The following is a 24,917-nucleotide window of genomic DNA, read 5'->3' on the forward strand; positions in this document are numbered from 1 at the left end:
CAAATTTTGTTTGAGTGTGTTAAGAAATCTTGATGTTGGTAAAGATATGAGTATGAGACGAAAGAAGTTCCATTTGAGTATGGTATTCGATAAATTTTTAAGAGTACTAATTTAAAAAAGATTCTAGCAGGGAATAAATCTACTAGAATCTTTCGTGCGTTTGTCGTGGCTTTTCCTCTTTTTAGTCGCGGGAAGTTGGGAAACATGGTATAATGTAGCAATGTAAACTAGGGGAAGGAGTGTCTGTATGCAGGATGTCTATATTATTGGCAGTCGTGGATTGCCGGCCAAATATGGTGGATTTGAGACCTTTGTGCAAGAATTGGTTACACGCAAGCAAGATTCTCGTATGGCTTATCATGTTGCTTGTTTGTCGGATGAAGAGTCTTACCAGCATTTTGATTTTCAAGGGACTGACTGTTTTACCATTTGTTCTCCTCAGTTAGGGCCTGCTCGGGTGATTGTTTATGATACCATGGCCTTGAACTATGCCCTGAAGTTGGCAGAAAAGAGTGGGAGTGAGAAGCCAGTCTTCTACATTTTAGGGAACACCATGGGGCCTTTGGTTCGGTTCTTTACAAACCGTATCCATCGTCTGGGTGGACGTTTGTTGATCAACCCTGATGGTTTGGAGTGGCGGCGCACCAAGTGGCCGAAGCCAGTTCGAGCTTACCTGAAGTTGGCAGAGCGGTCCATGACCAGAAATGCCGATTTGGTAGTGGCGGACAATCCCGGAATTGCTTCCTATTTGGAAGAAGCTTATGGTCAGCTTCCAGTAACCACCATTGCCTATGGTACGGATTTGGAACCCTCCCATTTAGCGACAGAGTCACCTGAGTTTCAGAGTTTTCTCCAAGACTGGAATCTTCTGGCGGGGGACTATTATTTGATTGTAGGTCGCTTCGTTGCGGAAAACAATTACGAGACCATGATTCGCGAATTTATGCAGAGCAAGACCCAGCGTCCGCTCGTTTTGGTCTGCAATTACCAAGGTTCCGCCTACTTTGAGACCTTGCGACAAAAGACCGGTTTTGACCAGGATTCCCGGATTCGTTTTGTGGGGACTGTCTATGACAGCGAACTCTTGAAAAAAATTCGCCAAGAAGCCTATGCCTATATCCATGGGCACGAAGTTGGTGGAACCAATCCGGGCCTCTTAGAAGCCCTGGCTCACAGTGATGTCAACCTTGTTTTGGGCGTTGATTTTAACCAAGTCGTGGCAGAGGAGACAGCTCTTTACTGGTCTAAGGAGTCGGGTGACTTATCTTCTCTTCTTGAAAAAATTGAAAAGAACCGTCCGAGTCAACTTGGTGAGGGTGCAAAAAAAAGAATGCGTGAGTTCTACTCATGGGAGAAGATTGTGGGCGACTATGAGGAGGTGTTCCGCTCATGACAGTCGCAATCTTACTTTCTACCTACAATGGAGAGCGTTATCTTGCTGAAATGCTGGATTCGATTTTAGCGCAAACCGTGCAAGATTGGCAACTCTTGATTCGAGATGATGGGTCTAGTGATGGCACCCATGAGATTATCCGTCGCTATCAGGCGCGTGATGAACGGATTCGCTGGATTAACCCAGATGTGCAAGAAAATTTAGGTGTGATTAGGAGTTTTTGGACACTTTTACAGGCAGAAAAAGCAGAGTACTATGCCTTCTCTGACCAAGACGATGTCTGGCTTCCTCAGAAACTTCAAATTCAGTTGGACGCCATGGGAGCCTTGGATCCCAGTCGAGGAGCCTTGGTCTACACAGACTTAAGTGTGGTGGATCATGAACTCCAGGTGATTGCACCTAGCATGATCAAATCCCAGTCTGATCACGCCAACACAACACTCTTAGCTGAATTGACGGAAAATACTGTTACGGGCGGAGTCACGTTGATCAATCAAACCCTTGCCCAAATGTGGACGGGCAGGGAAGAGCATGAACTGCTCATGCACGACTGGTATCTGGGACTCTTAGCTGCCAGCCAAGGCCAGTTGGCTTACGTGGACCTGGTCACCCAACTCTATCGCCAACACGACCAAAACGTTTTAGGTGCTCGAACCCTTCGAAAACGAATGACCAACTGGATTCGACCACAACTCCTCTTCCAAAAATACTGGAAGTTAATCCAAGACAGCCAAGAACAGGCTCGCAACCTACTCGTATTGCCGCTCGAGCCTCAAGACAGAGAACTGGTCGAGGATTTTGTTACGATTCTAGATCAAGGATTGATCGAACGAATTCGACGGATTTTTGGAAGAGGTCTCCGAAAAAACCGTTGGTTCCATACCCTCGTTTTTCGGACACTCATTATTACGAAATTATTTTACAAAAGGAGCAATCCATGAATCTGTTTCAGCAGAAAAACTGGATCTTGATGAAAGAACTCATCAAGACGGACTTTAAATTACGGTATCAGGGTAGTGTGATTGGATACTTGTGGTCCATTTTGAAACCTTTTTTGATGTTTACGATCATGTATGTTGTTTTCATTCGTTTCCTCCGTTTGGGAGGAGATGTCCCTCATTTTGCGGTGGCTCTTCTGTTAGCGAATGTTATTTGGTCATTTTTTGCAGAAGCAACCTCAATGGGAATGGTGTCCATTGTTTCCCGTGGAGATTTGATTCGTAAATTAAATTTCTCAAAAGAAATTATTGTTTTATCTGCAGTTGCAGGAGCAGGAATTAATTTCCTGATTAATTTAGCGGTTGTTTTTGTCTTTGCCTTGATTAACGGAGTTGGAATTTCTTGGAAAATTATCTTGGTTTTACCGATCTTTCTTGAATTAGGGCTGTTCGCGTCTGGTTTGGCCTTCCTTTTGTCAACAATTTTTGTGCGTTTTCGAGACTCTCTTCAAATTTGGGAGGTTGTTCTACAAGCTGGACTCTATGCAACACCGATTATTTATCCGATTAGTTTTGTGGCCAACCAAAATGAATTAGCTGCTAAAATTATGATGATGAACCCTATGGCGCAGATGATTCAAGATGCACGCTATCTTTTGATTGATACGGCTAACACGACCGTGTGGCAACTGGTCACAAATCCATTTTTAATTCTTATTCCATATTGCTTGCCTATTCTGATTTTTATTTTCGGCTATGGAATTTTTAAGAAAAATGCTAAGAAGTTTGCGGAGATTTTATAGTGAAAGAGAACAAAATTGCTGTTTCTGTTCAACATGTCAGTAAATATTTCCAACTACCAACAGAAGCAACCAACAGCTTAAGAATGAGTTTGATTAATCGTTTACGTGGAATCAAAGGCTACACAGAGCAACATGTCCTCAAAGATATCAATTTCGAAGTTGAGAAAGGCGATTTCTTTGGAATTCTAGGTCGAAATGGATCTGGTAAATCGACACTGTTAAAAATCATTTCTGAAATCTATCAGCCCGAGCAAGGTCAGGTTATCATCGATGGAAAACTGGTTTCCTTCATTGAATTAGGAGTAGGTTTTAATCCGGAATTAACTGGTCGTGAAAATGTCTACTTAAACGGTGCACTTCTCGGTTTTACTCAAAATCAAATTGACGATATGTATGATGAGATTGTTGATTTTGCGGAGCTCCGGGATTTCATGAATCAGAAACTCAAAAACTATTCGAGTGGAATGCAAGTACGCTTAGCCTTTTCGGTTGCCATCAAAGCGGATAGTGATATCCTCATCCTTGATGAGGTTTTGGCAGTCGGAGATGAGGCCTTTCAACGTAAATGTAATGACTATTTCATGGAACGTAAGCAGTCTGGAAAAACAACCATCCTAGTCACCCACGATATGGGAGCAGTTAAAAAATTCTGTAACAAAGCTGTCCTTATAGAAGATGGTCTTGTGAAAGCTTATGGGAATCCAGAGAATGTTGCAAATCAGTATAGTTATGATAATACTGCACCCTTACATCAAGAGAATGTTGAAAAACAAGTTCATGAAGAGGAACTAGTAGTTGAAAATTTTCAGCTTGATTTGCTTAGTCCAACTCAGATAAGTCCATCGGATGAAATTCATTTCCGGATTCAATACGATATCAAGCAAGAAATGGAGACCTACTTGGCTCTTTCTTTGACAGATATAGACAGAAATATTTGGATTTATAATGATAATTCCATGGATCTAAAAAAAGTTTCATCAGGGCATCAAGAAATTCATTATCGCTGTTCGTTACCATCTGTTAATAATTTGAAGTTGAAGTTAGAAGTCACGGTTAGAGATGCAGATGGTAAAATGCTTGCGTTTTCTGATGCTACTCAGACGCCGATTATCATGGTCCAGCGTACAGATATTGCAGCGGATGATTTTTCTGCCCTAGATTCGGCTAGTGGCTTAATTCAACGAAATGGTACCTGGACCTTCCATTAATGGAGTTAGCTATGACACAGCCAGTTGTTTCAATTATATGTACAGTTTATAACAAGGCCCCTTGGATTGAAAAAACATTAACAAGTTTTTTGGAGCAAAAAACAAGTTTTACTTTTGAAGTCTTAGTAATAGATGATGCTTCCACAGATTCTTCATGGGAATTGATTCAAAAATTTCAATTCCAGAATAAAAAAAATATTCGCATTTTTTCTAACTCCGTAAATCAAGGGATTGCCAGAACCTGGGTTGAAATTTGTTCTAAAGCAAATGGTAAATACATTGCACGGTGTGATGGTGATGATTTTTGGTTGGATCCCTATAAGTTACAGAAGCAAGTGGATTTATTAGAAAGTAATCCAGATTCGTCTTGGTCAAATTCTGATTTTGATATCTATGATGATAAAGGAGAATTTGTGAGTTCTGCAGGATTTGAATCGGGAGCTATTCCATTTGCGGATACTTATGAAAAAATGCTGGCTACTAAAGGTTTTACAATGGCTTCAACCTGGTTGGTGGAACGGGATTTACTATTGGAAATAAATGAAGGTTTAGATTTAGCCACTGCGGATGATACCTTTAATCTACAACTGGAATTATTCCAACGGACTAAACTTAGTTATTTGCCTGAAGCAACTGTAGCTTATGTTATCAATACTGGATCAGATTCTAGACCAATCTCGTTTGAACATCAAAGAGCAAGATTTGAGAAGTTACTTCAAACGCAAAAAGAGTTTGTGAGAAGATACCCTGAAAATATCACTGAAAATTTTGTGGATATTCTTTTGGAAAGAAATAATGAGTTTGAGTTGGCTTTAAGTTGTGCTTCCGCTGGACTTGAAGGAATTGGCTTTGAATCTGTAAAGGTATATTTTTCAGACGATATTTCTGGATTCTCGGAAGAGAATAGTAAATCTTTTGCGTTGAAAGAAGAGGCTGCTTTAGAAATTGATTTACCAGTAGGTTGTCGAAGGATACGGATTGATCTTTCAGAACGACCTAGTTTTTATGATAAGGTATCTGTAGAATTGTCCGATGGGCTAGTAATAGAGCCAAGTTGGACTAATGGAATTTCCTATGAAGATGGCTTCTTTTTTATAAATTCAGATCCACAACTGATTTACGACCTTCCAAGTAAGGAAGACTCTCAAGTATTCAAGCTTTATTACAAAGGTAGTCAGATTAATAGAGTGAGCTCACCAGATTATTTAGTGAAAAGATTACTAGAAAATTTAATGGAAAGTCAGAGAGAGTTGAGGCTTGTAGAAGAGAATTTCAACAAACTTGAGACAGAGATTGCAATAATAAAAAATTCAAGGCGATGGAAAATTCCGACTGCCGTGATAAATTTTTTCAGGAGAAAGAAATGAATCGACTCTTACTTTATGTCCATTTTAATAAATTTGGATATATTAGTCCCCATGTCTTATTTCAATTAGACCAGATGCGTCCATTGTACTCTAAGGTTTTATTTATTTCTAATAGTGCTTTACCCGATAATTATCATGAGCAGTTAGAAGTGTCGGGACTAGTGGATGAGGTTGTCAGTCGTGAGAATAGTGGCTTTGATTTTGCGGCTTGGCGCGATGGGATGAAAGAAATCGGTTGGTCCGAAGTGACAAAGTTTGATTCTGTCACTTTAATGAATGATACATGTTTTGGTCCAATTTGGGATTTTCAACAATCATTTTTGAAGATGGAGGCAGATAACCAAGTTGATTTTTGGGGCTTGACCAATTTTAGAGCAACCAAGGAATTTCCTGAACATCTACAAAGTTATTTTCTTACCTTTAAGAAGACAGTTTTATATGATAATAGTTTTGTAGATTTTTGGAAAAATATTCAAGATTATCAAAACGTTCAAGATGTGATTGATAACTACGAATCACGTGTTACAACTTTTTTTCTTGAAAATGGGTTTCAATATAAAGCCTTGTTTGATACAACCCTGGAATCTACTGAGGGGATGTTACACCCTGATTTTACCTATTATAACCCACGTCGTATTCTAGAGGTTAAGTTACCTTTTTTAAAGGTTAAAACCTTGGATGCCAATCAGTCGATTGCACCATATCTTTTAGATACAATTAAAACCTACAGTAACTATCCGATTGAGCTGATGGTTTACCATATGTCTATGGTTAATCAGCCCGATAGTCCTTATCTACTTGGGCAAAAATATCTTTCAAATGAAAAGACAGAATTTAAATCACTTCAAGGAAAAGTAGCAATCCATCTCCATGTATTTTATACAGATTTGTTACAAGAATTTCTAGATGTATTTGAAAACTTTACTTTTGACTTTGACCTTTATATAACAACGGATACCGTTGAGAAAAAAGAAGAGATTTTGACTATTTCTGGACATAGAAGTGACTTGGAAGTGTATATAACGGGCAATAGAGGACGCGATCTCTTACCAATGCTACTATTAAAGGACCAATTGGCTAAATACGATTATGTTGGCCACTTCCATACAAAAAAATCCAAAGAAGCGGATTTTTGGGCGGGTGAATCTTGGCGTCGTGAACTGATTCAAATGTTAGTAGAGCCATCGGCGTCTATTTTGACTCAGTTTGAAAATAATCCATTTTTAGGTTTAGTAATTGCGGATATTCCAAGTTTTTTCCGATATAACCGAATCGTAACAGCTTGGAATGAACACCAGATGGCTGATGCAATGAATACATTATGGATGGAAATGGGTTTGTCCAAGTCGATTGATTTTGCCAAAATGGACACCTTTGTTATGAGTTATGGAAGCTTTGTTTGGTTCCGCTATGATGCACTTAACCCCCTGTTTGATCTAGAACTCTCCTCCGAGGAAGTACCCGAAGAACCACTACCTCAAAACTCAATTCTGCATGCAATGGAACGTCTATTGGTTTATGTTGCATGGAACCAGGGCTATGATTTCCGAATAGCACCTAGCCCTCGTTTGATAACGCCTTTTGTAGACAATAAACAATTAAATTTAAATGGTGACCTACATCCACCTACTTTTGTTGATTTTAACTATATGGGTGGCATTCGGGGAGCCTTGAAGTATATTGTGATTGGTCCTGGAAGGGCAATCAAATACATCTTTAAACGATTGGTGGCCAAACATTCATGAATGAAATCCTAGAATCTTTATCCCAACGCTTGCTTGAATATAAAAAGCTGTGCATTGCGAAATATAGAATATTAAAAGAAGATTTAGTAGAATTAACGACTGAAGCACCAGATAGGTTATTGCACAAGACCAAGAATTCAATCACAGAAGAAGTGGAGAGAGTTAGTTTTCGTTTTCGAGAATTTGATTGGGCTCGATATAGTTTTGAAGCAATCTATGTTCTTTTGATGTTGGGACTGTCTATAGTTCTTCTTACGAACTATTTTCTTGGACAAATTCCTAACTTTCTAGGAATGACTACGGAATTGGTCATGTGGTTTTATCTCTTTATAGTTCTGTTTGCAGGACTTTTAACACTTCCTTTTGCGAGGTTTAGAACATTTTTTCCGATTGCAATAGGTTATGTTATCTATTTCCCGCTATTATTTCTCTTAGAATGGTCACGACAATTGAATAATCCTGATTTTCAAGTAGATCAATTGTTTAAAATTCATCCCTTGATTCAAGTTCATTTCTACAGTTTGTTAATAATTTTGAGCATTTCTTTTGCTTTACGCTTGGTTCAAAGCGAATTCTATGTTTTTAAGAGATTTGAAGACACTGGATTATACCGAGCAAGACGATCTATTTGGACTATGGCCTCAATGGCGCCATTGATGGTGACAAATCCCTTATTTATTGAGTTTGTGTCGGGAAGGGTAGCTGAATTTGCTGATAAAAATCAATTTGATCTATATCTTGAATATATAACAGGTCAAAGTCTACTTTGGTTTTCAATAGGTTTTATTCTCTTTGCAAGTTTTTACAATAGTCTAAGGGAAATTGGTTTGCACCATTTTGGAAGAGCAAATGCAATTTTTTCTAGTTTTGTTTTTGCTGTCATTTTTAATTTGCTATTTCAGGCAGGTGTGATACAAGAAGGAGATGTCGTTGGGAAATTTATTTTACCAATGGCAACCCTCTTTCAAATTATTGCTATCTTTTCAGTTTGTTTATTGGTTTATGTGATCTTAAATCGATATCTATATGCAAGTCTACTTATTTTTATTACAGGAATGGGATTTGCAATTGTTAACAGTATTAAGAATCAATATAGACAAGAACCGTTGATTCCGACAGATTTTATTTGGATTAAGGAACCCCAGCTTTTTGTGTCATTTGTTGATCTTGCATTGTTTCTAACTATCTTAATCATCGTGACTGTCCTTTTTTATGTGGCTTGGAATATTCAGATTATCATGCCTAGTAAACGCATATTTGCTAAGTGGGATATTCGCCTCGTTCTTTTACTAGCATTTTTGGGATTAATACAGATCACGAATCAAACTTTTCAAAATGAAGAAAAAGGGAAGGTACCAAATAATGTTCCAGTGCTAAGTGTACTTCATAACTGGGTCGATGTGACTTGGAAGGGACTTTCAATTAATGCAAGCTATAAATCTTTAGCTTATGTTTGGAGTCGACAATTAACTCAAGTAGTTATGGAAATGCCAGAAAATTATAATCAGGAACAGATTGAAACTATACTCTCTAAGTATCGTGCGAAAGCTGATGATATTAATAAAAATAGGGAAAACTCGATAAGGAATCAAACCGTAATCTATATTTTGAGTGAAAGTTTCTCTGATCCAAGAAGAATTTCAAGTAATCAGATTTCTCAGAACCCAATTCCAGAGATTGAAAGGATAAAAACTGAGACAACTAGTGGATTAATGCGAAGTGATGGTTATGGTGGTGGAACTGCGAATATGGAATTCCAATCACTAACAGGTTTACCTTTCTATAATTATTCTGGTTCAACATCGAATCTCTACGTAGAGGTTGTTCCAAATATGCAGTATTTGCCATCTATTTCACGATCGTTTGATGGTAAAGATAGTTATGTAATTCATCCCTCAGGTGCAAATAACTACAATCGTATCAATATATACAAAGATTTAGGATTTGAAAACCTTTATTTCTCTAGCGAGAGTCCACAGAAAATAACGGATATGAGCTTAGAAGGTGTCAATATTAGTGATCGTTCAGTTTATAATGAAGTTCTTTCAAAAATTAAACCAGAGAGAAATCAATTTTTCTCAGTTATCACGATGCAAAACCATGTTCCATGGTCTTCAGGTCAACCGGTTGAATTAGTTGGAACTAATACTCTATTGAATGAACAACAAAACGCTGATTTAACAAGTTATTCACGACTTTTATATCACACTGATACTGCTACTAAAGAATTTTTGGAGAAGTTAAAGATGATTGATAAAGAAATTACGGTTGTTTTCTATGGTGATCATCTTCCAGGTTTTTATCCCTTATCTGTCTTTAAAGACCAGCAAAATTTACAATTTGAAACGGATTATTTTATTTGGTCCAACAAAAATGAATCTAAAGCAGAGCATTCTTTGATTAATTCGAGTGATTTTGGAGCGGCTTTGTTGGAAAAAACTAACTCAAGAGTTTCACCATACTATGCCTTGTTAGATGAGGTTTTAAAGGGACGTCAATTATCTGCTGAGGGTCAATTTAATAGAGACAGTGAAGCAGAGAGAGATTTAGCAATGATACAGTATGATATTACTTCAGGAAAAGGTTTTAGCAAACAAACTCCGATTTTCTTTGAAGTTCCATAGATTTTACCACCATTTGTGAGTGATGAAGATAAGATAGGAGTGAAGAATGACAGAAAAAGTTGCAGTTTTATTACCAGCCTATAATGAAGAGATGACTATTGTAAAGGTAATTGAAGATTTTAGAAAATCTTTACCTCATGCTGATATATACGTTTATGACAATAACTCTAGTGACCAAACCAACGAGTTGGCTAAAAATGCAGGAGCAATCGTGAGATTTGAACCAAGACAGGGAAAAGGAAATGTAGTTCGGTCTATGTTTAGAGAAATTGAGGCTGACTACTACATCATGGCAGATGCAGATGATACCTATCCAGCTGTCGAAGTAGAAAAATTGTTAGAACCTTTAAGAACTGGTATGGCTGATATGACAATTGGTGATCGGCTGTCTAATGGAACCTACGAGAAGGAAAATAAGCGTGGTTTTCATGGCTTTGGGAATAATCTTGTAAAATGGCTGATTAATCGATTGTATAAAGGAAGTTACAATGATATCATGACTGGATATAGGGGATTTAACAAATTATTTGTGAAAACTTTTCCAGTATTGTCACCAGGTTTTGAAATTGAAACGGAATTATCTATCCATTCTTTAGATAAGAGATTTAAACTCGTTGAAGTACCAATCACATATAAAGATAGGCCTGAAGGAAGTGAATCTAAATTGAGTACATTTTCTGACGGATTTAAGGTTTTAAAAATGATTTTTAATCTCTTTAAAGATTACAAGCCTCTGATATTCTTCAGTATTTTGACGGTACTGTTCTTTGTGCTAGGTCTATTTGTCGGGTTGCCAGTCATTACTGAATTCGCAAATACAGGTTTTATTGATAAACTTCCTTCAGCTGTCTTAGCAACAGGCTTGATGATACTCGCTGCATTGTCATTTGTAGCCGGTTTCATTTTAGATACGGTTGTTAGACAAAATCGTATGCAATATGAATTGAAAGTTTATGAGTATTATGCAAGAAACAAAAAGTAATCGAAAATCTGGATGTTTAGACTATCTGAGACTGCTTGGAGATATGATCTTAAAATACCGTTATCTCATCGCGTCGTTATTGTTTGTATTAGGAGTTTCTTTGAATCTTCATGGTAGTTCTATAAGCAATTGGAATAATTATGGAATTAGTGAGACAAGAAATCATACTAAAGGTGAAACAGTAAATGATCTGGATGGAAATGCTGAAGAAGTTGATGTTCAAAACAATTTGACGAATTGGATTTCATTTCCTCCGCGTTCAGACGGAACCATAGCAGGTGTTCCGAGAATGATTCGTTCTGATGAATGGTTAGTCCAGACCCCGTTTTATTTAGCCCAAGCTAATAGTGGTAATAAATTAGTTAATCCAAATTATGCCATTTCTGGACAAAATATGATTGTTGCGTATAACTCACCAGTTTGGCATATCTCTGTTCTTGGTAAGCCTTTTAACTGGGGATTTCTGTTTTTTGGTGCGTCAACGGGTTTGTCATGGTATTGGTGCTTTAAAATACTTGCTATGTTACTGTTGGCGTATGAATTTTCCATGATTTTGACTCGAAAAAACAAGTTCCTTTCTAGCGTAGGTGCTTTTTGGATTACCTATACACCAGCCATTCAATGGTGGTTTATGCAGCATCTAGGAGATGTTGTCTTTTATTCACTACTGATGATGGTAAGTTTTTATCATTATTTTCATCAGGATAAAAAGTGGATGAAAATATTAATGGCTATTTTTTTAGCTAGCGCCATGATTGGATTTGTTTTAGTGATTTATCCCGCTTTTCAAATTCCATTTGCTTATTTGGTTGGTATTTTCTTTTTGATTGAATTCATAGGAGCGATTAAAGCAAAAAAAATACACATTTTTGATTCGGTCTTGATGAGTATCACTTTAATTGCGTCAGTTTCAGTAATTGGATACAGTCTATGGGTAAGTAGAGAGGCTTTAGCTCTGACATTAAATACAGTCTACCCTGGTAGTCGCTTAAGTGTAGGAGGAGATGGAGCAGTAGCACAATTAATTGGATTTCTTCAGAATGTTCTCCTGCCTTTTAGAATTCCGAATTATGAGAATCAAGTTGAACTGTCTACTAGTTTTCAATTTGTACCATTTTTCATTTTGACGATGCCATTTGTGTTGAAAAAAGGTAAGTTACTTGAAAATAGTTTTGGTATTGGACTTGTTATTCTCGCTACGCTATTAGCGATGTATTCATTTGTAGAAATCCCGACAATTATTTCAAAGCTAACATTATTTAGTTTTGTCACATCAAGTCGTGCTTGGCAAGCTGCGGCTGTTATCGGAGTATTTGCTAGTCTTTGGTTTATTGGATTTTTATGGAGAGAAAAAAATAGTAAGGTTTCTTATTTGTTTTTTGGAATGTTGCCAGCATTGTCCCTATTCTCCTTTTTAATTATTAATGGATACTTAGATATTCATTACATTAGCAGAACAACACAATTGGGTATCCTAGCCGCGTTTAGCCTCGCCTATATTTTGTTTATTTTAAGAAAAAAGATTGCAGTATTACCTTTGTTTGGACTTATTTTACTGTCGGGAATGACAGTAAATCCTGTTGTTAAAGGATTGGATGTCATTGAGAATAAAGCAATCTCATTGGAGATTAGTAAAATCAAAAGTGTTGATAATGATGCTACTTGGATGACAGAGAATGGTTATTATTATCAATTGCCTCAAATGCTTGGAGTAAAATCGATAGATGGTGTTCGTTTTTATCCAGATGTAAAATTGATGAAAATCCTTGATCCAGAGTCAAAAATGGAGAAGCAATGGAATAGATATTCACATATGCGTTATCTACTAACCGATAGTGAGACTACAATGGAGAATACTTCACCTGACGTTTTAAATATTAGTTTGTCAGTTAATGATTTAAAAAAATTAAAAGTCAGATACATCGTAAGTAATCGAGATCTATCCGAATTGTTTGGAGATAACAGATTTAAACAATTATATGGTCCAGATTTAGATGGTAATAGGATTTATGAAGTTTTAAATTCACAAACAGAATAGTAGAATCGAAAAAACTCTAACTCTTTGTGTGTTTTAATAGCACCTTCAAAGTTGGAGTTTTTATCGTCTTGTATGATATAGAGAATAAATATTTTTAAGGACAAAATCTATGCACCCATCTCCCTCTTTAACAATCGGCAGTCCTCATTTCCATGCTGAATGGACTCAAAAACGACAACTCCTGACTCCTCAGGAGCTGCTAACTTGGATTATGTCTCTTCTTCAAATGCCTGAGGACCTTACGGAAGATCCGCAAGAATTGCAGCGCTTACTGGCTTGTTTTGACCCAGATCTAGCACCACATGATCGATTTTGGAAGGACCTAGTCAAGCTGGTGCAGCAAGCATTTCCTAAAAATACTTTGGATCAACCGGGGCTTCTCAATCGGCAGGTTCACCAGCTCCGCTATCTGATTTCGATTCAGCAAGCGCAGTATGTTCGGAATCATTTTCGTGAGTCGGGGATGACGGACCGGGAGGCTTTGGCGCGTTATCTAAAAGGGCGGTGCTACACCTTATGGGACAGTGGTCGTTTGCATCAGAAGCTTTCTTTGGTTGAAGGTAGAAGGGTTTATCCTGACAATCAGGCAAGTGTGAATCTAAAGGTTCTCTACCATCAACGGGTTGAGCTTATATTAGACAGCCAAGGACGGTTCCTGAATATCCTGGATCCAGAAGGAATGTCGGAGGCTGGGACTATCAATGGAGCTAGTTTTAATTACGGTGGTTTCTGTCGTCATAGGGATTTGGATATTGCCCCTATAGGTCGGCATGATCCTCGCTTTCGACGAAAAAAACTAAGAGGCTTCCGCTCGCCTACGAAGGAGAGATGGGGTACGGATAGCAATTCATTTTGGTCTGCCCATGGACCATATTCCCAATCTGGTCAATCTTTGGCAAGTTTGGTTAAGAGAAGTGCTCGTGATTTTCGTCGTTTGGTGCGGAAGAGTTAGGTATGAATAGATTATAAGACGGGTTGTGTACTGTGATTAACTGTTGACAAATAGAGAGTTAAAAAGTACAGTAATTTTAAAGAATAAATAAAAAAATATTTGTGGACTAGTGGATATGGTCTGCACCCGCCTGTGGGCTCTGTACACAGTACGAACTGTTTGTTGAGAAAAAGAATAGCAGGACTGCCGATCCTTGAGGAATAGATAGGGCATATCTAGCGTGAGGTGAAACTCAATATGTGTAAGAGAAGTAAGCTCCTGCTTCCTTTTCTTTTTTAGGAGAGGAATTGCATGACATATCCACAAGAGAAAGCAGTTTCTCAACGAAATTGCTTTAGATATCTGTAGTCGAAATTTGAAATTTCAAGTTGTACACTGTTTTAGATACATACACCCTTTTTAATGTTTTTATGGTATATTAGAGTAGTAGGGGGTGGAGCATATGACTTTAGATGTTAACCAAGAAAATATGACGATTATGGGAGTAGTTTTTGAAAATCGATTGATTTTTAAGAGTGTTTGGTACGCTCTAAGTACAAATATGATTGAAGGCTGGCAGCCAACTGTTGAGGATGTTGAACTTTTAAGAGATGAAGCGATAGCATTGGGAGTGGCTTGATGGCTCGGAAAATTTATGAAGAGTATAGCTATATTGATTTGGATAACTACTATGTTTATCCAAACTCATCGGTTCTTCGTAATAAGTTTCATGAACAAGATAAAGCAAAAGCCCAGGAACTTGAATTTCGTTTGGTCGCAAGTAAAACTATAAAATTATTTGGAAACCCTATAGAAGTGCATAGTGTATCAGATATTTTGGCGATTCATCAATTTCTTTTCGGTGAAATGTATGAGTGGGCTGGTCAATACCGTTGCGTTAATATTTCAAAGAGTGGTAAAGCTTTCCTACCTATTCAATCGTTCGATATGGCAGAAAAGTTTTTAAATCGTCTAATTACGAATTATTTGAATAATTCAGGTAGCAGAGAAGTTATTTGTAGAGATCTTGTGGAAATATTAGATAATCTTAATTATTTCCACCCTTTTCGTGAAGGAAATGGTCGAACGCAACGTGAAGTGATTCGTTCATTGGCTTGAATGAAGGGATACGAATGCGAAATTTCAATTGGTGTGGATGATGACGTTTATAACTTGTACATGGATGGTACAGTATACAGTGATAAGAAAAAACTAGAGAAATTATTTGATAAAATATTACTCAAGTTATGAGAGCAAGTTTTCTAATTCTTTCCTAAGAAAAGAAAGGCCAGGTAGGGAAGAAAAATGAAATTTTTCTTAACATGAGAGTAATTAGGTCTCAATTTCTTTTTCTTAGGTGATATCTTAGTGGCTTGTCAACGTTTGGTAGTTTTACACAATGCCATTTCAACTAGATTTTGTTTTTTTTCAAATCTCTAGTACAATAATAGTTATAGAACCGCCCACAACTCTTTGAAGTACAGGGCGGACATTTTTTACCGAAGTAACAATAACATTCGAAAGGTGCTCGTATGCTCTCATATCCCCATAACCGCATTGTCAAGGCAGGGCGGTATTTGAATTTTCTCAAGAATGATCCTCTGAATCAGATGCCGATTTTGCGCTATGACAAGAAGCGCAAGGGGCTGACGTTTGTGATTGTGTTTCAACTGGCAGACTCAGTTCAGATTCTGAATCGATCCGAGAATGGCTATTCCTCTCGTTTGGAGAGGATTCGTTTTTTTGATGAAAAATCCATACAGGCGGGGCTGAATTTAGTACCAACGGTGGCGCGTGAATCTGCTCAAGTTTTACAGGTTCCTGGGAAGGAAAAAGGCTATCGTGATTGGATTCGCTACTACCAGCCTCAAGAGCTAGTAGTTTTAGTAGGGGGCCAGGAAATTCCTGTAAATAGTTACAATCCCTTCCGTGATGCCCGAACTTGGGATGGAGGAGATGTTAGCCAAGCTGATTTTGAATACCAAGATTATGAAGGAATTCAAGACTTTCGCCCTTTTTGGCCGCAAAGGGAGTCTGAGCCCTTGGTTTGTCGATTGACAGATGCCGGTGCAGACTTGTTGCTAATGGGTTGGTATTATCATGGACCGCAACTAAAGATCTCTTGGCGACCAGACAGGACTGGTGCTCGTTGGCGGTCATCATTGGTTGCCGTGGATCGGAAAACAGGACGAACCTTTTTTCAAGGCAATCTGCTCCAGGTTGAAAGGGCATCAGTTCCTATCTTTTTCGACAAATTGGAAATAAAGAATCATAGAGGATCGGAACTGTCAGCCTTGTATCAGGAAATTGAGCAGCAAGTACGCGCAGCAACTTTAAAGGAGAGGGGATGAAGCTCCAAATCTGTTTGAATAAAAGAAAAAGCAGTCTCTTAACGAAACCGCTTTAGATATCTGTTGCCAAAATTTGAAAGTTGAAGTAAATTCATAGTATCGCACGACAAACGCATGAGAGATTTTTAGCGAGAAAATAGAGTTTTCTGTATTTCAATGTTCAGGATTTTCACAATAAAAAATAATCCTTTTTGGAATCTTCTATAGGAGAATCGCTAAAGTTACTAAATTTAAACTGTGTTATAATTCGGAAATTACTGTTTCATGCGTTTGTCGTGATAGTATCGACAAATTTTTGCTTTTCACAAGACTATCTGCTATACTTGTTATGAAAGAGGTTGAGCTGGAACTCAACCTCAAGTAGACCGTTTTAAAGACGGTACGAATGAATGTCGACAGTTAGCCGCTAATCACTCGGTCAAGTTTCTAGCGGTTGGCTGTCATTTTTTATTTTTGTCGTTAATGAACATCAAAATAATTGACAAGAGTTCGAGAATTAACATCCCGAAAAGAAGCATAAGCTCTAAAGCTGCTTCCACTGCCATGACGGTGGTCCTTTCTAGGTGGTTGTGCATAGGCAATACCTCCAAAATCAGATTTCCGTCCCGCTTTGTAACTTTCTACTTTCTCAGTATACTACTTTTTATTCTTAAAATGTTATACAATTATTCAAATAATGTCCCCTACAGGAATCGAACCTGTAATGACTCCTTAGGAGGGAGTTGTTATATCCATTTAACTAAGGGAACAACATAAAAGGAGCCGAGGCTCCTTTTTCAATCCTCTTAACGACGGATTTCTTTGATACGTGCAGCTTTTCCTTGTAGAGCACGTAGGTAGTACAATTTCGCACGACGTACTTTACCGTAGCGTACAACTTCGATTTTTTCAACACGTGGAGTGTGAAGTGGGAAGATACGCTCAACACCGACACCGTTAGAGATTTTACGAACAGTGTAGTTTTCAGAGATTCCTTGACCTTTACGAGCGATAACAACTCCTTCGAAGAGCTGAACACGTTCGCGGTTTCCTTCGACAACTTTCGCGTGAACGCGGACAGTGTCACCAGGGCGGAACTCAGGGATATCAGTACGTAGTTGACCTTCAGTCAAGCTTTGAATTAATGGATTCATTTTTTCTCCTATCTTGCTAATCATGTACGCCAAGGTGCAGCGGATTAGCCGTTTATTTTTGCGTGTCCATCACACACAGGTATATCTTATCAGTTTTTTTAAAAAAAGTAAAGGAAAATACGGCTAACTTGAAGATTTTTTTATCTTTGGTATACTATTACTAATTATTTATAAAAAGGAGAAGAGACGATGGGTCTTTTAGTAGATGGAAAATGGGTGGACCAATGGTATGATACCAAATCCACAGGTGGTAAATTTGTGCGCACCGTGACTCAGTTTCGGAACTGGATCACACCTGACGGTGAACCCGGGCCGACTGGTGAAGGGGGCTTTAAAGCAGAGTCAGGGCGCTATCATCTTTATATATCTCTAGCCTGTCCTTGGGCAAGTCGAACTTTGATTATGCGAAAGCTGAAAGGCTTGGAAGAGCACATCTCGCTGTCTATTGTGAATCCGTATATGTTAGAAAATGGCTGGACTTTTGCGGAAGGTCCAGGTGTGATTGCGGATAGTATCTTTAACAGCGATTATCTTTACCAAGTTTACCTAAAAGCTGATCCTCAGTACACCGGTCGTGTTACCGTTCCAGTTTTGTGGGATAAGAAAACCAACACCATCGTCAGCAATGAATCAGCTGAGATTATGCGGATGTTTAATTCGGCCTTTAATGATTTGACTGGAAATCAGGAGGATTATTACCCGCAAGAATTACAGGAAGCCATTGATGAAATGAATGACTTTGTTTATCCAAACATTAATAACGGAGTTTATAAAGCCGGGTTCTCAACCAGTCAAAAGGTTTACGAGGAAGAAGTAGCCAATGTTTTTGCGGCCTTGGATAAACTAGAAGCTCACTTGGACACTCAGGATTATCTGGTTGGCAATCGTCTAACAGAAGCAGATATTCGATTGTTTACAACCTTAGTGCGTTTTGATCCTGTTTACTTTGGCCATTTTAAATGCAATATCAAAGCCTTAGTGGATTACCCAAATCTCTGGGATTACACCAAACGGCTTTTTAACCATCAGGGAATTTCAGAAACTGTTGACTTTGACCATATCAAAGAACATTATTATGGCAGCCATAAAACAATTAACCCAACAGGTATTGTTCCAGTCGGACCTAACTTGGATTGGAGTTTATAAATTCTAAAAACCTTGGAATTCGCTGATTCCAAGGTTTTTAAAATGGTTGCAGGGGTTGGGACTATTTTTGGTATAATGAAGAAAATGAAAGTTGGAGAACTTGGTTACCCAGTTCGGATTTTTAAAGGAGAGATGGATGATTAAATTATTAGCGATTGATATGGATGGAACCCTATTAGATGAAGACAAAACATTGCGTCCGGAGACCATCGCAGACTTAGACAAGGCACGTGAAGCAGGAGTTCTGCCAGTTATTTGTACAGGACGTCCCTTATCCGGTGTTCTTCCTTATCTAAAGGAACTTGGATGGGAAGGTAAAGATGGCTACATGATTATTAATAATGGTGCAACTATTCACAGTACCAAAGACCTATCGATTCATTCCTGGTCTGGCTTATCCGAAGAGGAACTAATCTTGCTAGATAAGATTTCACAAGAATCAACAGCACAACTGACGGTTTTTGATGAGCGAGACTATTTGGTGGTCGGTGAAGATGCTGGTCATTTGGTCACGATGGATGCAGGTTTGGTCTTCTCTAAACCCAAACGGGTAGAGTTGGATCAATTGCTGGTTAATCAAGACAAGATTTTCCAAGCCATGTATTTGGATGAGAAAGACGCCTTGGATCGATTCGAAGAAAAGTACGGTGTGGAATTAGCACAGCACTTTGAAGTCGTTCGTTCTCAAGAGTATATCTATGAATGCCTACCGAAAGGAATCAATAAAGCGACGGGTCTTTCATACCTAGCTCAGGATTTAGGCTTTAGCAATGATCAGGTCATGGCCATTGGTGATGCTAATAATGATTTGGAAATGTTGGCCTATGCAGGCTGGTCCGTGGCTATGGGAAATGCCAATGAAGCTGTCAAAAAGGTTGCCAAATTCCAAACTGGATCTCACACTGAAAACGGTGTTGGACAAGCGATTCGAGAGATTCTTTTGCCTGCTATTCAGAATTAAGCACAAGTTTAACAAATAAAAACTGAACAGTTTTTTGACGGGGCAACGTTGCGACGGGGCCCTATTTTTTTGACATTTAATCGAAAAATATCTCTTGCCTTCCTGAACAGATTTTGGTATACTTATTGAGTTGCCACCCTTAGTGTAATGGATATCACGTAAGATTCCGGTTCTTGAGATGGGAGTTCGATTCTCTCAGGGTGGATGAAATAACGTTTAAAAAGCCTGTCGTTACAGGCTTTTTAATTTTCTCGCCCCAAATTCGCCCCAAGGTCCTTCCATTTCATTTTCATTTTTTGTGAAAATGAGGGACTTTTCCCCTATTCCCTCTGGCATTGTGGTATACTAGGTAAGTTGCAATGAAGTTGGTGGGATGGGAGCGTGTGCTCAAAAGGATGGCATCTCATCGCCCGTTCCTGGGGACAGGGGCCGTTATTGTAAGAGTATCCATCCCAATCGATTTATAGAAAGAAGATACCATTGAAATTTATAGAATTAGGTTTATCAGAAGAATTATTGACAGAAATTGAAAAAGCTGGTTTTGAAGAAGCCAGTCCCATTCAGGAGCAGACGATTCCCTTGGCCTTGACTGGCAAAGACGTTATCGGTCAGGCACAGACTGGTACAGGGAAAACGGCTGCTTTTGGTTTGCCAACCTTAGAAAAAATTAGACCGCAAGAGGCGACCATTCAGGCTTTGGTGATTGCGCCTACGCGTGAATTGGCGGTTCAGAGTCAGGAAGAGCTGTTCCGCTTTGGACGTTCTAAAGGGGTGCGCGTGCGTTCTGTATATGGAGGATCCAGCATTGAGAAGCAAATCAAGGCTTTGAAGGCGGGAGCGCATATTGTTGTAGGTACGCCAGGTCGTCTGTTGGACTTGATTAAGCGCAAGGCTTTGAAACTGGATAAGATTGAGACTTTGATCTTGGATGAGGCGGATGAGATGCTGAATATGGGCTTCTTGGATGATATTGAAGCGATTATTGAGCGTGTTCCAGCTGAGCGTCAAACACTTCTTTTCTCTGCTACAATGCCAGAAGCGATCAAGCGAATTGGGGTGCAGTTTATGAAAGAGCCTGAGCATGTCAAAATTGCGGCTAAGGAATTGACAACTGAGTTGGTTGATCAATACTATATCCGTATCAAGGAGCAGGAGAAATTTGACACGATGACTCGTTTGATGGATGTCGAACAACCTGAATTGGCAATCGTCTTTGGACGGACGAAACGTCGTGTCGATGAGTTGATACGTGGCTTGAAGATTCGTGGTTACCGAGCAGAAGGGATCCATGGAGATTTAGATCAAGGCAAACGTCTTCGAGTTCTTCGTGACTTTAAGAATGGGAACTTGGATGTCTTGGTAGCGACAGATGTTGCGGCTCGTGGTTTGGACATTTCTGGAGTAACCCACGTTTACAACTACGATATTCCACAAGATCCAGAAAGCTATGTTCACCGGATTGGACGGACGGGTCGTGCTGGTAAGTCAGGTCAATCTGTAACCTTTGTTTCTCCAAATGAAATGGGTTACCTTCAAATTATTGAAAACTTGACCAAAAAACGGATGAAAGGCCTCAAACCACCTACAGCTGAAGAAGCTTACCAAGCCAAAAAGCGTGTTGCCCTTAAGAAAATTGAACGGGATTTTGCGGAAGAAGATTTCGCGGCTAAAGCTGCTAAAGTTAGCAAGGATGCGATCCAGTTGGCAAGTGAATTTTCACCAGAAGAGTTGGCAGCTTATATCTTGACCTTGGTTGTACAAGATCCAGATAGCCTACCAGAAGTAGAAATTGCACGGGAAAAACCACTACCATTTAAACCATCTGGAAATGGCCAAGGTGGACGTGGCCGCGGCGGACGCCGCGACGGTGGTTACCGTTCAGGAAATCGTGACCGTGACCGCAGAGATCGCAACCGTCGTGACAACTACAGAGGCAACCGCCGCAACGACCGCTTCGAAAAAGAAAGCCGTTACCGCAAAAACAACAACCAAAAACCAAAAAACACCTCCAGCGAAAAGAAAACCGGCTTCGTAATCCGAAACAAAGGAGATAAGTAAAACTCTCCGGTGGAGAGTTTTACCCCGAGCCTAAAGACAGGAGAGTGAGGCAAGTCCATTGGAGTAATGAAGAACGTTTTACGTTCTTTCATAAAAAACTCAAAGAGTCAATTCCTGACTCTTTGACTATCCCGAGCCTAAAAATAGAAAAGCGAGGCAGATCTAGTTGGCCTCGCCTAGTCTCCGTTAACCGATTTGACTCTGGATTTTTCAATTGTATAGTGTAAAACCCTGAGCGGCTTTTTCAGCCAGCTCAGGGTTTTGAGGTTAATGGGGGAATAAGACAGCGCCTGCTGCACCGGTAACTGCACAGGCTGCGTAGAGTTGTGGTGTCATGAGTGGAATGGCTTGGGAGCAGAAGGCGATGCCTTTGAAAGCTCCGTAAAATCCGCTAAGGAACAGGTTAGCTTCCGTTTCCCCGCTTCCTTGAATGGAAATAAGCTCAGTTGTGGTGAGTTGGTTCATAATATTTCCTCCTTCTTACTAAATAGCACGTGCAAAACCCCAGCCGGTCATGCAGAGATGGGTACCAATAATGCCTCCGATCAGAGTTCCGACACCGGGAATGAAGCTACCGGCCATAGCACTGGTTCCTGCACAAATAGCAATTGCACGACTGGCTTCCAAACCAGATGGGCGACTGCCTCCATATAAGTTGGCAAGTGCTGTCGTGGAAAGAATTTGGTTTCCTGTTTCAGACATACAAGACCTCCTCGTATAAGTTAGACTAGGAATATCTGTCCCTGTCACTTATCTATTCGAAAAAGGAAATGTTTTTTACATTTTAATGGGAGCATCACTAACAGCATAGAGATAGAGAATTGCGACTGCAAGTACTAGTAGTCCCAGACTGTCATAGAGGTTGCCAAGGAAATCACTTTGGGAATTGATGATAAAATTGAATGGAATAAGTAGTACGCAGAGAAATTTTGTATTGTTCAACAGTTGGGTGAATCGCCAAACAATCAGATCATGACTCGTTTTTTGCTGCAAACCTTTGTTTGCAATAAGAAAAACAGCTGAAAGAATTAGAGTAGTGAAGGTGATGGGAATCCATGTGTTTCCATTTAGATAGCCGAAAAATAAGCGTAATACGATTTGTAATAGGGAATTAACGATTACGGTGATGTAAAAACGAATGTTCATTGAAACCTCCTTGTATGAATTATAATTTCTCTTCTATCTTAATTCTAAAGTCGCGGGATTTAACCCAAATGTTCTGAAATGTCTTCAAAACGTCCTGAACGGAAAAATTGGGGAGATTTAGGACAGTTTAATAGCTAATTTTTAGACAGAAGAACTGGAGATGTCCTTAATGGAAATAATAGATTATGAGTGAGATTTTCGATAGATATTAAAATGCAGAACGTCTGTCCAAGGAAAGAATGGATGATGTTGAAAAATCGATTTAATAGAAATTGAAGAACATGGCCATTAAATGAACAAAAGAAGTTTGTAGTTCTGTTCCTTAAAAATAAAAGCAAGAACCGCATCTGATATCAGAGGCGGCTCTTTTGCATGAGTTTAGAAACTGAACTTGTTTAGGGGAGATTGAGCGTTAGAATTTAGTTATCCAAACATACATTTAGAATATGCCACTTGAGCGAAATGAAATGAGACGGCAGTTGCTGCTATTTTAACCATTTGACACTGACTGTGTTTATCGCCACCGTAAATCGTGGATAATGTCTCTTTTGAAATTGCTTGAGTTTGTTTCATCTTTTCTACCTCCGAATAGATTTTTGATAGTAGCAGGGTCCAAAACTTCTATCACTTATTTATTCGATTTCTGTTTCCCCTTTTAAGCGACATTGGCTGATAATAAAGAGGTATATTGTGGAATGCCGGATGATGATAACGGTTGCTTGACCAAATATCCCCCTAGCTGTCGGCATTGGCAACAGTAACAATAGATTCAGGGCTAGCAACAGCATATATGTTATTCGATAGCTTTTAACCACCAATTTCCATCTTCGTTTGATTTCTTCCCTTGTTCTTTTTTGTTTAAAACCTTTATTGGCAATACCGAAGATGATGGTTAGTACCAGAGTCCAAAAAGCGAGATGAATCCAAATCAGGGGCGAGTGAATTTTTAGATAAGCAGCTAGAGTCAGTTCAAGCATGCTTGAGAGAAGGAGTGTCATGATAAAACGAATGTTCATCGGATCCTCCTCGTACGAATTGTAAATTTTCTTCTATTTTACTTCCAAAATCTTAAAATCTAACCCAGATGTTCTGAAATGTCTTCAAAACGTCCTGAACGGTAAAATTGGATCGATTTAGGGTAGGTCAATAGGTGATTTTCAGACAGACGGACTGGGGATGTGCTATAATGGAAATAATAGATATGAATGAGGATTTTCCATGTATATTGAAATGCAAGACGAGACTGGGCGCGTGTCCAGGGATATGATGGTTGATATTGAAAAGCTGGTGCAATCGGCAGCCAAGCGAATTGGAAAAGAAGACAAGGAAATGGCCATCACTTTTGTAGATAACGAGCGCATCCATCAAGTAAATCTGGAATATCGTGGAATGGACCGTCCGACTGATGTTGTCAGTTTGGAGTATAAGCCAGAAGAGTCGATCTTTTTTGAAGATATGGACATGGACGAGGCAGGCTTAGCGGAACTCATGGGTGAGTTCGATGCCTACATTGGAGAACTGTACATTTCAGTAGACCGGGCTTTAGAGCAGGCTGAGGATTATGGTCATTCTTTTGAACGGGAAATGGGCTTTTTGGCTGTTCATGGTTTTTTACATATCAATGGTTATGACCATTACACCCCAGAAGAAGAAGCAGAGATGTTTGGATTACAGGAAGAGATATTGACAGCTTATGGACTCACAAGGGAATAAACGCAAGTGGAAAAATCGAGATCTCATCTCTAGTTTAGAGTTTGCCCTAACCGGAATTGTCACGGCCTTTAAAGAAGAGGCTAATATGCGCAAGCATTTGGTTTCGGGAATTCTCGTTGTTGTGGCAGGCTTGATTTTTCAAGTTTCGGCGATTGAGTGGCTCTTTTTGTTGCTGAGTGTCTTTATGGTGATTACTCTAGAAATTGTCAACTCAGCGATTGAGAATGTCGTGGATTTGGCTTCTAATTATCATTTTTCGATGCTGGCTAAACATGCGAAGGACATGGCTGCAGGAGCGGTTTTGTTCTTTTCTGGCTATGCTGTGATTACGGGACTGATTATTTTTGTCCCCAAAATTTGGAATCTATTTTTTTAAGAAT

Annotated in this window: 23 protein-coding genes, 2 tRNA genes and 1 pseudogene; 19 read left to right on the top strand and 7 right to left on the bottom strand. The window is 39.1% G+C overall.

Annotated elements, in window-relative coordinates; translation table 11 throughout:
• Positions 1–247 precede the first annotated feature (247 nt).
• From I1A59_RS00505 to I1A59_RS00565, 13 genes and pseudogenes are all read left to right on the top strand, one after another.
• A complete protein-coding gene (locus I1A59_RS00505; protein ID WP_196090874.1) occupies positions 248–1,393 on the top strand; it encodes a DUF1972 domain-containing protein in 1,146 nt (381 codons plus the stop codon).
• Positions 1,390–2,334 carry a glycosyltransferase family 2 protein gene (locus I1A59_RS00510; RefSeq protein ID WP_196090875.1) on the top strand — a complete coding sequence of 315 codons (945 nt, stop codon included), beginning with the start codon at positions 1,390–1,392 and terminating at the stop codon, positions 2,332–2,334. The genes I1A59_RS00505 and I1A59_RS00510 overlap by 4 nt, the downstream gene beginning before the upstream one ends.
• Positions 2,331–3,134, top strand: coding sequence for an ABC transporter permease (locus I1A59_RS00515; protein ID WP_196090876.1), 804 nt, complete (start codon positions 2,331–2,333; stop codon positions 3,132–3,134). Before I1A59_RS00510 ends, I1A59_RS00515 begins: the two co-directional genes overlap by 4 nt.
• Positions 3,134–4,342: an ABC transporter ATP-binding protein gene (locus I1A59_RS00520; RefSeq protein WP_196090877.1), complete on the top strand. Its 1,209-nt coding sequence runs from the start codon at positions 3,134–3,136 to the stop codon at positions 4,340–4,342. Before I1A59_RS00515 ends, I1A59_RS00520 begins: the two co-directional genes overlap by 1 nt.
• A gap of 11 nt (positions 4,343–4,353) precedes the next feature.
• Positions 4,354–5,709 carry a glycosyltransferase family 2 protein gene (locus I1A59_RS00525; RefSeq protein ID WP_196090878.1) on the top strand — a complete coding sequence of 452 codons (1,356 nt, stop codon included), beginning with the start codon at positions 4,354–4,356 and terminating at the stop codon, positions 5,707–5,709.
• The gene (locus I1A59_RS00530; RefSeq protein ID WP_196090879.1) at positions 5,706–7,454 is read left to right on the top strand and encodes a rhamnan synthesis F family protein; all 1,749 of its coding nucleotides are present in this window, start codon (positions 5,706–5,708) and stop codon (positions 7,452–7,454) included. The genes I1A59_RS00525 and I1A59_RS00530 overlap by 4 nt, the downstream gene beginning before the upstream one ends.
• Entirely contained in the window at positions 7,451–10,078 is a 2,628-nt protein-coding gene (locus I1A59_RS00535; protein ID WP_196090880.1) for an LTA synthase family protein, read from the top strand. The genes I1A59_RS00530 and I1A59_RS00535 overlap by 4 nt, the downstream gene beginning before the upstream one ends.
• 46 nt (positions 10,079–10,124) lie before the next feature.
• Positions 10,125–11,060 carry a glycosyltransferase gene (locus tag I1A59_RS00540; RefSeq protein ID WP_196090881.1) on the top strand — a complete coding sequence of 312 codons (936 nt, stop codon included), beginning with the start codon at positions 10,125–10,127 and terminating at the stop codon, positions 11,058–11,060.
• Positions 11,041–13,098, top strand: coding sequence for a hypothetical protein (locus I1A59_RS00545; protein WP_247644744.1), 2,058 nt, complete (start codon positions 11,041–11,043; stop codon positions 13,096–13,098). Before I1A59_RS00540 ends, I1A59_RS00545 begins: the two co-directional genes overlap by 20 nt.
• A 109-nt stretch (positions 13,099–13,207) precedes the next feature.
• Positions 13,208–14,050, top strand: coding sequence for a DUF3114 domain-containing protein (locus I1A59_RS00550; RefSeq protein WP_196090882.1), 843 nt, complete (start codon positions 13,208–13,210; stop codon positions 14,048–14,050).
• A gap of 442 nt (positions 14,051–14,492) precedes the next feature.
• The gene (locus I1A59_RS00555; RefSeq protein ID WP_196090883.1) at positions 14,493–14,669 is read left to right on the top strand and encodes a hypothetical protein; all 177 of its coding nucleotides are present in this window, start codon (positions 14,493–14,495) and stop codon (positions 14,667–14,669) included.
• A pseudogene (locus I1A59_RS00560) lies at positions 14,669–15,280 on the top strand (Fic family protein). The gene I1A59_RS00555 and the pseudogene I1A59_RS00560 overlap by 1 nt, the downstream one beginning before the upstream one ends.
• A 281-nt stretch (positions 15,281–15,561) precedes the next feature.
• Positions 15,562–16,380, top strand: a complete 819-nt coding sequence (locus tag I1A59_RS00565) for a hypothetical protein (protein ID WP_196090884.1) — start codon at positions 15,562–15,564, stop codon at positions 16,378–16,380.
• Positions 16,381–17,057: 677 nt separating this feature from the next.
• On the opposite strand, the gene I1A59_RS00570 is transcribed toward I1A59_RS00565, so the two are convergent.
• Together I1A59_RS00570 and rplS are read right to left on the bottom strand one after the other, a co-directional pair.
• Positions 17,058–17,129: transfer RNA gene (locus I1A59_RS00570), tRNA-Arg, on the bottom strand.
• Positions 17,130–17,165: 36 nt separating this feature from the next.
• Positions 17,166–17,513 carry a 50S ribosomal protein L19 gene (gene rplS, locus I1A59_RS00575; RefSeq protein WP_160332582.1) on the bottom strand — a complete coding sequence of 116 codons (348 nt, stop codon included), beginning with the start codon at positions 17,511–17,513 and terminating at the stop codon, positions 17,166–17,168.
• Positions 17,514–17,702: 189 nt separating this feature from the next.
• Between rplS and I1A59_RS00580 the strand changes: the two genes are divergently transcribed.
• The 4 genes from I1A59_RS00580 (at position 17,703) to I1A59_RS00595 (ending at position 21,678) form a co-directional block, all read left to right on the top strand.
• Entirely contained in the window at positions 17,703–18,659 is a 957-nt protein-coding gene (locus I1A59_RS00580; protein ID WP_196090885.1) for a glutathione S-transferase family protein, read from the top strand.
• 136 nt (positions 18,660–18,795) lie between these two features.
• The gene (locus tag I1A59_RS00585; RefSeq protein ID WP_196090886.1) at positions 18,796–19,620 is read left to right on the top strand and encodes a Cof-type HAD-IIB family hydrolase; all 825 of its coding nucleotides are present in this window, start codon (positions 18,796–18,798) and stop codon (positions 19,618–19,620) included.
• A gap of 133 nt (positions 19,621–19,753) precedes the next feature.
• Positions 19,754–19,825, top strand: a tRNA-Arg gene (locus tag I1A59_RS00590).
• Positions 19,826–20,100: 275 nt separating this feature from the next.
• Complete coding sequence (locus I1A59_RS00595) at positions 20,101–21,678, top strand: DEAD/DEAH box helicase (RefSeq protein WP_196090887.1); 1,578 nt, start codon at positions 20,101–20,103, stop codon at positions 21,676–21,678.
• Between the two features lie 267 nt (positions 21,679–21,945).
• On the opposite strand, the gene I1A59_RS00600 is transcribed toward I1A59_RS00595, so the two are convergent.
• The 5 genes from I1A59_RS00600 to I1A59_RS00620 form a co-directional block, all read right to left on the bottom strand.
• Positions 21,946–22,143 (bottom strand): bacteriocin, encoded by a 198-nt coding sequence (locus tag I1A59_RS00600; protein WP_196090888.1) that lies wholly within the window; start codon positions 22,141–22,143, stop codon positions 21,946–21,948.
• 18 nt (positions 22,144–22,161) lie between these two features.
• Positions 22,162–22,380 (bottom strand): ComC/BlpC family peptide pheromone/bacteriocin, encoded by a 219-nt coding sequence (locus tag I1A59_RS00605; protein WP_196090889.1) that lies wholly within the window; start codon positions 22,378–22,380, stop codon positions 22,162–22,164.
• 75 nt (positions 22,381–22,455) lie between these two features.
• Positions 22,456–22,824, bottom strand: a complete 369-nt coding sequence (locus I1A59_RS00610; RefSeq protein ID WP_196090890.1) for a hypothetical protein — start codon at positions 22,822–22,824, stop codon at positions 22,456–22,458.
• A gap of 423 nt (positions 22,825–23,247) precedes the next feature.
• Positions 23,248–23,397: a hypothetical protein gene (locus I1A59_RS00615; protein ID WP_196090891.1), complete on the bottom strand. Its 150-nt coding sequence runs from the start codon at positions 23,395–23,397 to the stop codon at positions 23,248–23,250.
• 59 nt (positions 23,398–23,456) lie between these two features.
• Positions 23,457–23,840 (bottom strand): hypothetical protein, encoded by a 384-nt coding sequence (locus I1A59_RS00620; RefSeq protein WP_196090892.1) that lies wholly within the window; start codon positions 23,838–23,840, stop codon positions 23,457–23,459.
• A 202-nt stretch (positions 23,841–24,042) separates the two neighbouring features.
• Here I1A59_RS00620 and ybeY point away from each other — a divergent pair, with 202 nt between their 5' ends.
• A complete protein-coding gene (ybeY, locus tag I1A59_RS00625) occupies positions 24,043–24,537 on the top strand; it encodes an rRNA maturation RNase YbeY (RefSeq protein ID WP_196090893.1) in 495 nt (164 codons plus the stop codon).
• Positions 24,518–24,913, top strand: coding sequence for a diacylglycerol kinase (locus tag I1A59_RS00630; protein WP_196090894.1), 396 nt, complete (start codon positions 24,518–24,520; stop codon positions 24,911–24,913). The genes ybeY and I1A59_RS00630 overlap by 20 nt, the downstream gene beginning before the upstream one ends.
• Positions 24,914–24,917: the final 4 nt, after the last annotated feature.

It is taken from the genome of Streptococcus sp. NLN76, assembly GCF_015686645.1.
GTDB lineage: Bacteria > Bacillota > Bacilli > Lactobacillales > Streptococcaceae > Streptococcus.

Excerpts from the sequence above, each read along its gene's own strand:
- I1A59_RS00505 (WP_196090874.1), top strand. The coding sequence starts at position 248 with ATGCAGGATGTCTATATTATTGGCAGTCGTGGATTGCCGGCCAAATAT.
- I1A59_RS00510 (WP_196090875.1), top strand. The coding sequence starts at position 1,390 with ATGACAGTCGCAATCTTACTTTCTACCTACAATGGAGAGCGTTATCTT.
- I1A59_RS00515 (WP_196090876.1), top strand. The coding sequence starts at position 2,331 with ATGAATCTGTTTCAGCAGAAAAACTGGATCTTGATGAAAGAACTCATC.
- I1A59_RS00525 (WP_196090878.1), top strand. The coding sequence starts at position 4,354 with ATGACACAGCCAGTTGTTTCAATTATATGTACAGTTTATAACAAGGCC.
- I1A59_RS00530 (WP_196090879.1), top strand. The coding sequence starts at position 5,706 with ATGAATCGACTCTTACTTTATGTCCATTTTAATAAATTTGGATATATT.
- I1A59_RS00535 (WP_196090880.1), top strand. The coding sequence starts at position 7,451 with ATGAATGAAATCCTAGAATCTTTATCCCAACGCTTGCTTGAATATAAA.
- I1A59_RS00540 (WP_196090881.1), top strand. The coding sequence starts at position 10,125 with ATGACAGAAAAAGTTGCAGTTTTATTACCAGCCTATAATGAAGAGATG.
- I1A59_RS00545 (WP_247644744.1), top strand. The coding sequence starts at position 11,041 with ATGCAAGAAACAAAAAGTAATCGAAAATCTGGATGTTTAGACTATCTG.
- I1A59_RS00550 (WP_196090882.1), top strand. The coding sequence starts at position 13,208 with ATGCACCCATCTCCCTCTTTAACAATCGGCAGTCCTCATTTCCATGCT.
- I1A59_RS00555 (WP_196090883.1), top strand. The coding sequence starts at position 14,493 with ATGACTTTAGATGTTAACCAAGAAAATATGACGATTATGGGAGTAGTT.
- I1A59_RS00565 (WP_196090884.1), top strand. The coding sequence starts at position 15,562 with ATGCTCTCATATCCCCATAACCGCATTGTCAAGGCAGGGCGGTATTTG.
- rplS (WP_160332582.1), bottom strand. The coding sequence starts at position 17,513 with ATGAATCCATTAATTCAAAGCTTGACTGAAGGTCAACTACGTACTGAT.
- I1A59_RS00580 (WP_196090885.1), top strand. The coding sequence starts at position 17,703 with ATGGGTCTTTTAGTAGATGGAAAATGGGTGGACCAATGGTATGATACC.
- I1A59_RS00585 (WP_196090886.1), top strand. The coding sequence starts at position 18,796 with ATGATTAAATTATTAGCGATTGATATGGATGGAACCCTATTAGATGAA.
- I1A59_RS00600 (WP_196090888.1), bottom strand. The coding sequence starts at position 22,143 with ATGAACCAACTCACCACAACTGAGCTTATTTCCATTCAAGGAAGCGGG.
- I1A59_RS00605 (WP_196090889.1), bottom strand. The coding sequence starts at position 22,380 with ATGTCTGAAACAGGAAACCAAATTCTTTCCACGACAGCACTTGCCAAC.
- I1A59_RS00610 (WP_196090890.1), bottom strand. The coding sequence starts at position 22,824 with ATGAACATTCGTTTTTACATCACCGTAATCGTTAATTCCCTATTACAA.
- I1A59_RS00615 (WP_196090891.1), bottom strand. The coding sequence starts at position 23,397 with ATGAAACAAACTCAAGCAATTTCAAAAGAGACATTATCCACGATTTAC.
- I1A59_RS00620 (WP_196090892.1), bottom strand. The coding sequence starts at position 23,840 with ATGAACATTCGTTTTATCATGACACTCCTTCTCTCAAGCATGCTTGAA.
- ybeY (WP_196090893.1), top strand. The coding sequence starts at position 24,043 with ATGTATATTGAAATGCAAGACGAGACTGGGCGCGTGTCCAGGGATATG.
- I1A59_RS00630 (WP_196090894.1), top strand. The coding sequence starts at position 24,518 with ATGGACTCACAAGGGAATAAACGCAAGTGGAAAAATCGAGATCTCATC.